Annotated in this window: 2 protein-coding genes; both read left to right on the forward strand. The window is 55.4% G+C overall.

Annotation, left to right across the window (positions count from 1 at the left end; genetic code table 11):
• Positions 1-315: carbohydrate ABC transporter permease (locus tag AC4GMC_RS17980; RefSeq protein ID WP_490391495.1), on the forward strand; the 315-nt coding region annotated here is incomplete at its 5' end.
• 12 nt (positions 316-327) lie between these two features.
• Positions 328-1,158: a carbohydrate ABC transporter permease gene (locus AC4GMC_RS17985; RefSeq protein ID WP_038006878.1), complete on the forward strand. Its 831-nt coding sequence runs from the start codon at positions 328-330 to the stop codon at positions 1,156-1,158.
• The last annotated feature ends 110 nt before the right edge of the window (positions 1,159-1,268 follow it).

The following is a 1,268-nucleotide window of genomic DNA, read 5'->3' on the forward strand; positions in this document are numbered from 1 at the left end:
CAGCTTGAGGCCGCCGAAATGGACGGCGCCCCTGCCCTGAAACGCTTTTGGTTTATCGTGCTGCCCCACCTTGGCCGCGCCATTACCATCGTCATCCTGATCCAAACGATCTTTTTGTTGTCGATCTTCGCAGAGATCTTCGTCACCACCGGCGGCGCCTTTGGCACCCGCACCCTGACCTACTTGATTTTCCAGCGTGTCATCGACAGCCAGAATATCGGACTTGGTTCTGCGGGCGGTGTCTACGCCATCATCCTTGCCAACATCGTTGCCATCTTCTTGATGCGCATCGTCGGCAAGAACCTGGACGCTTGAGGGGCTACGCACATGGCACGCGCTGTAACAACCAACCGCAAGATCATCACGACCGCCGTCGCATGGACGATTGCACTGATCCTGTTCTTTCCGATCTTTTGGACAATCCTGACCAGCTTCAAAACCGAGGCGCAGGCGATCAACGACCCGCCCCTGTTCTTCAACTTTGACTGGACGCTCGAAAACTACGCAGTGGTGCAGGAACGTTCTGACTACATGAAGTTCCTGTGGAACTCGATCATCATCGCGGGTGGCTCCACCATCCTTGGTATTCTGATCGCGATCCCTGCGGCATGGTCGATGGCTTTTGTACCCTCGGTGCGGACCAAAGATATCCTGCTGTGGATGCTCTCGACCAAGATGTTGCCTGCGGTGGGTGTGCTCTACCCGATCTCGCTGATCTTTGTGGAATTCAACCTTCTCGATACGCGCCTTGGCCTGATCGTCGTGTTGATGCTGATCAACCTGCCGATCATCGTCTGGATGCTCTACACATACTTCCGCGAAATTCCGGGTGAAATCCTCGAAGCGGCGCGAATGGACGGGGCAACACTACGCGATGAAATCCTCTATGTGCTGACGCCCATGGCAGTGCCGGGCATTGCATCCACGCTGCTCCTGAACTTCATCCTCGCATGGAACGAAGCATTCTGGACACTCAACCTAACGGCGGCCAACGCGGCGCCTTTGACAGCCTTTATCGCAAGCTACTCCAGCCCCGAAGGCCTATTCTTCGCCAAGCTTAGCGCGGCATCCACGATGGCCATTGCGCCAATCCTCATCCTTGGCTGGTTCAGCCAGAAACAACTTGTCCGAGGTCTGACCTTCGGCGCGGTGAAATAAGGAACCCGAACGATGGGACAGATTGAACTCAAACAGGTCACCAAAAGCTTTGGCGACGTTCAGGTCATTCCACCTTTGGACCTGACCATCCATGACGGTGAATTCACCGT

The organism is Thalassobacter sp. (assembly GCF_982993085.1).